This window comes from Flavobacterium sp., assembly GCF_049318185.1.
GTDB lineage: Bacteria > Bacteroidota > Bacteroidia > Flavobacteriales > Flavobacteriaceae > Flavobacterium.
In genome coordinates this window covers 1-4,263 of sequence record NZ_JBMOGV010000141.1, presented here as the reverse complement: position 1 = coordinate 4,263, position 4,263 = coordinate 1, and the positions used below count along the sequence as shown (strand labels likewise).

The 4,263-nt window shown below is 29.4% G+C and carries 3 protein-coding genes; all 3 read left to right on the top strand.

Annotation, left to right across the window (positions count from 1 at the left end; all coding sequences use genetic code 11):
- Positions 1 to 204: 204 nt before the first annotated feature.
- From ACOYLT_RS10315 to ACOYLT_RS10305, 3 genes are read left to right on the top strand one after another with little or no spacing between them, the layout of a single operon-like run.
- Positions 205 to 543 carry a glucosaminidase domain-containing protein gene (locus ACOYLT_RS10315; RefSeq protein ID WP_422853765.1) on the top strand — a complete coding sequence of 113 codons (339 nt, stop codon included), beginning with the start codon at positions 205 to 207 and terminating at the stop codon, positions 541 to 543.
- A gap of 28 nt (positions 544 to 571) precedes the next feature.
- Positions 572 to 1,909, top strand: coding sequence for a GDSL-type esterase/lipase family protein (locus tag ACOYLT_RS10310; RefSeq protein ID WP_422853764.1), 1,338 nt, complete (start codon positions 572 to 574; stop codon positions 1,907 to 1,909).
- Positions 1,910 to 3,388 carry an MBOAT family O-acyltransferase gene (locus ACOYLT_RS10305; protein ID WP_422853766.1) on the top strand — a complete coding sequence of 493 codons (1,479 nt, stop codon included), beginning with the start codon at positions 1,910 to 1,912 and terminating at the stop codon, positions 3,386 to 3,388.
- Positions 3,389 to 4,263 lie beyond the last annotated feature (875 nt).

Below are 4,263 nucleotides of genomic sequence, written 5' to 3'. Positions count from 1 at the left end.
ATAAATTTACTATTTTTAAGTAACCAATCATAATTTTTAACTACGAATACTTTAATAATATCCTGTCAATTTATTGTGAATGAAAGCATTAATTTCTTTAAAAGAAAATCAATGAAAATTCAACCTAATTTAAAATTTGAACTTATGAGGTATAGTATACTTTTTTTTATTATTCCATTTTTTAGTTTTAAAACTGATCCCGTTATGGAAAACGAAATCTATTGTTATATCAAAAGCATTGGAATAAAAAATCCTGAAGTAGTTTTAAAGCAGGCTATATATGAAACTGGCCATTTTACATCACATGTTTTTAAAACTAAAAATAATGTTTTTGGATTCAGAAAAACAATGACCTATATAACCTTTAAAGATTGGAGAGCATGTGTAGATTATTATAAAGTATGGCAAGACAAAAAATATAAAGACACAACCCAAAATTATTATAAATTTATCCAGAAGATAAACTATAGTGGGTATTCAAATTTCGATTATTCAAAGGAATTAAAACGGATAAAAATCAGAGGTTCCTTAATTTGCAATTAGTTTAAGTAAGACTCTTAAATTGATTTTGATGAAAGAAAAAATGTTAATGCCTTCTATTATTTTAAGTATTACAATAGTACTACTACTTTGTTTATCTTTTATAAACTTAGAATCAATCAAATTTTTGAAACTTAAAAATGTTGATCTTTTAGCAGATTTAAAAAATATACCTCCTCAAAAACCCTTACAATTACCTAGAATCGTAGTTGATTCTAATGCTATTAATGGAAAATTTGTTCAGCCAACAATGTCTACTATGCTCATAGATTATGGAGTAGACTCAAGTGCATCTATCACAAACTTTTTTACAAAATTAGATCAAATAAAATCAGGCAATACAAAAATGCGGATTGCTTATTTCGGCGATTCATTTATAGAAGCAGACTATGTAACAAATGAATTAAGAAAAATATTTCAGGGGACTTACGGTGGAAATGGTATTGGTTTTATGCCGGTACAATCCATTGCGGAACAGGGATACAATAATATAAATTTTAGATCCCATAATTGGGTAGACAAAAATTTTGTAAATAGTGAAACTAACCCAATACTTGGTTTAACAGGACATGTTTTTTATTCAAATGGGACTGCTACCACTCAATATTCCCTTCAAAAAGGAGAAAATTTTAATGTCCTAAAAATATATACAGGTAAGTCAAAAACCGCTGAACCTTTTGTTACAGTCGGCCTAGATAATGTGAGTCAAGTTATTCCTTTGAGTGATAGTAATTTGGTTAATGAAACAATAATTTCCAATCGCCCTATTCATGATTTAAAATTAACAAGTGCCAACAGTCAATTACCTATTTATGGTATTAGCATTGAAGACACTTCTGGAATTTATTTAGACAATTATGGATTTAGGGGAAATACCGGGGTGTTAACTAATCGAATTTCCCTCGATATTATAAAACAATTTAATCAATATTTAAATTATGATTTAATAATAATTCATTATGGATTAAATGCAGTTTCACATGGTGATCAGAAATTTAATTGGTTTGAAAATTCACAAAATAAACTTATTCAAAAAATAAAAACTGCAATTCCAAATACTCCAATCCTTTTAGTAAGCGTAAGCGACATTGGATATAATCAGAATGGAACCTGGGTTACTGAGCCAGCTGTTCCCTACATGGTTTCTACACAAAGAAATATTGCCAAAAGAAATAAAATAGCATATTGGGATTTATATTCATCTATGGGAGGAGAAGGTACAATTGTTAAATGGGCGCAAAGTAAACCTAAACTAGCGGAAATGGATTATATTCATTTAAATGCCTCAGGCACAAAGATAATTGCTAAATTATTTTACGATAAATTAATAGAAGCAAAACTTTTTTATTCGAAAAACAAAATTAAATAAATTACATTGATTGATTATCATAAAATAATTGAGTCCTTTGTTTACAGCGAAAAAAATCCTTTGTTATTTAACAGTGGATTTTTTTTGTTTTTCTTTTGTTTTTTCTTAATGGTATATGCGATTTTTTTTAAGAATAGTAACACACGAATTTATTTCTTAACATTTTTTTCGTTATATTTTTTTTATAAAGCTTGTAATTGGTATGTTGGCTTTATTGTAATTGCCGCAATTATTGATTTTAAACTAAGCAATTTAATTTATCGTATTCCTTCGGGAATAAAAAGAAAAATATTACTTAGGACTAGTATTTTTTTAAATCTACTATTACTTTTCACTTTTAAGTATACGGATTTTTTTATTGGTATCATGAATGATATTGGAAATACACAAATTAATCTATTAAATTTAGCATTACCGGTAGGAATATCATTCTATACTTTTGAAAACTTAAGCTATACATTGGATGTATATGATGGAAAAGTGAAACCACTCAATAAATTTATTGATTATTTATTTTTCCTGTCTTTTTTTCCAAAACTTATGATGGGACCCATAGTTAGAGCAAAGGACTTTTTACCACAAATTGCTAAGAAGCCAGGAGTAACAAAAGTGCAAATAGGTGAGGGATTATATTTAATTACCTCAGGTATTATTAAAAAAGTTGTTATAAGTGATTTCATTAATGCCAATTTTGTTCGTATTATCTTTGACAATCCTAGTTACCATACTGGTGCTGAATGCTTAATTGCTTTATATGGTTATGCGATAGTTATTTATTGTGACTTTTCAGGATATTCCGATATGGCCATTGGTATGGCAAAATGGATTGGGTTTGAAATTAATATTAACTTCTTATCTCCTTATCAATCAAATTCCATTACAGAATTCTGGAAACGCTGGCACATTTCATTATCTAGTTGGTTAAAGGACTATTTATACATTCGTTGGCTAGGGGGAAATCGAAAAGGAAAAACAAGAACAAATATAAATTTAATCCTGACTATGTTATTGGGTGGTTTTTGGCATGGGTCAAGTTGGAACTTTATATTTTGGGGTGGGCTGCATGGGCTTGCACTTGTTGTTGATAAGAAATTCAACTCTTTTTTTGGCAAATTCATTCCCAAAACAAGATTTTTTAATATTCTTGGAGTAATTATTACTTTTCATTTTGTTTGTTTTTGCTGGATTTTTTTCAGGTCAACTTCTTTTTCAAATAGCTGGATATTTATTGAAAAAATAGTATATCAATTTAATCCAGTTTCATATTTTGAATTTTTCAAAACGTATTTTAGTGTTTTTGTTTCAATTGGAATTGGTTTTATACTTCATTTTATACCAATAAAATTCGAGGAATGGTATAAGAAGTTGCTTATCAACACGCCTCTGCCTTTAAAAATCATTTACTTGTTCATCTGTATTTTTCTTGCCATTCAGTTTAAGCAAGCCGACGCAATTAAGCCTATTTATTTACAGTTTTAGTTTACACCTAGCATTACTAGTTATGGTTTAGCGATTAAATATTTGGGTATTATTTGTGGGAATAGTGTATTTATAAAAATAAATTTCAGTAGTTTGAAACGCGATTAAATGTAAGCTCTCTCAAAAATGTTAGCTGTTCTCTGATTTAACTTCATATATAAATTTATTAAATTGATTTCTTTTTCTTAGCGCTTTAATTTTCGGAACACTTCACTGTCAACCAAGAAAAACTTTGATAGAAGCACAAAGATTGATTTAACCACTGAACCGCCACTTTTGGGTAGGTACTGTTAGTGGCTGGTGTTCTGTCCATTATTATTTTGTTTTAATATTTCAGTCATTTCGTCAATGGTAAATGCTGTCTTACGTTTATGAATTATTGAATGACAATTTGGGCAAACAGGTCACAAGTCTTTTATTGGGTCAACTTCATTGGTTTTTCCAACTGTCGCAATTTGTCGTAAATGATGAACGTGAATAAAGTCCTTGCCGATTTGTCCGTAAGTTTTTTCAAAGTTGAAACCACATACAATGCAAGAAAGTCCGAAATGTTCGATACATTTTTTTCTTGCAAATGGATTTCTTTCGTATTTAGTTAACGTAACTTGATTTGGAGTACCTTCTGTATAAGTTTTTTGAATTTCATTGTCTGCGGGAACAAAAGGATTGTGTCGAATTTTCTGTGTTGTTAGGAAGTCGAACCAAACTGCTTCAAGTTCGTCAACGATTTCAGGTCATATTGAAATGCCTGATGCTTGCGGTGTCCAATTTTGTTGAGATAAATTGCCTAGATCCCAGGTAGCACCACTAATGGTATTCTTATTAAAATTACCCTGTTCCAGAATTTTCCGGGATAATTCAGAATACCGAACCCC

What these genes read in the sequence shown, in the direction of transcription:
- ACOYLT_RS10310 (WP_422853764.1), top strand. Translation starts at nt 572, where the DNA reads ATGAAAGAAAAAATGTTAATGCCTTCTATTATTTTAAGTATTACAATA.
- ACOYLT_RS10315 (WP_422853765.1), top strand. Translation starts at nt 205, where the DNA reads ATGGAAAACGAAATCTATTGTTATATCAAAAGCATTGGAATAAAAAAT.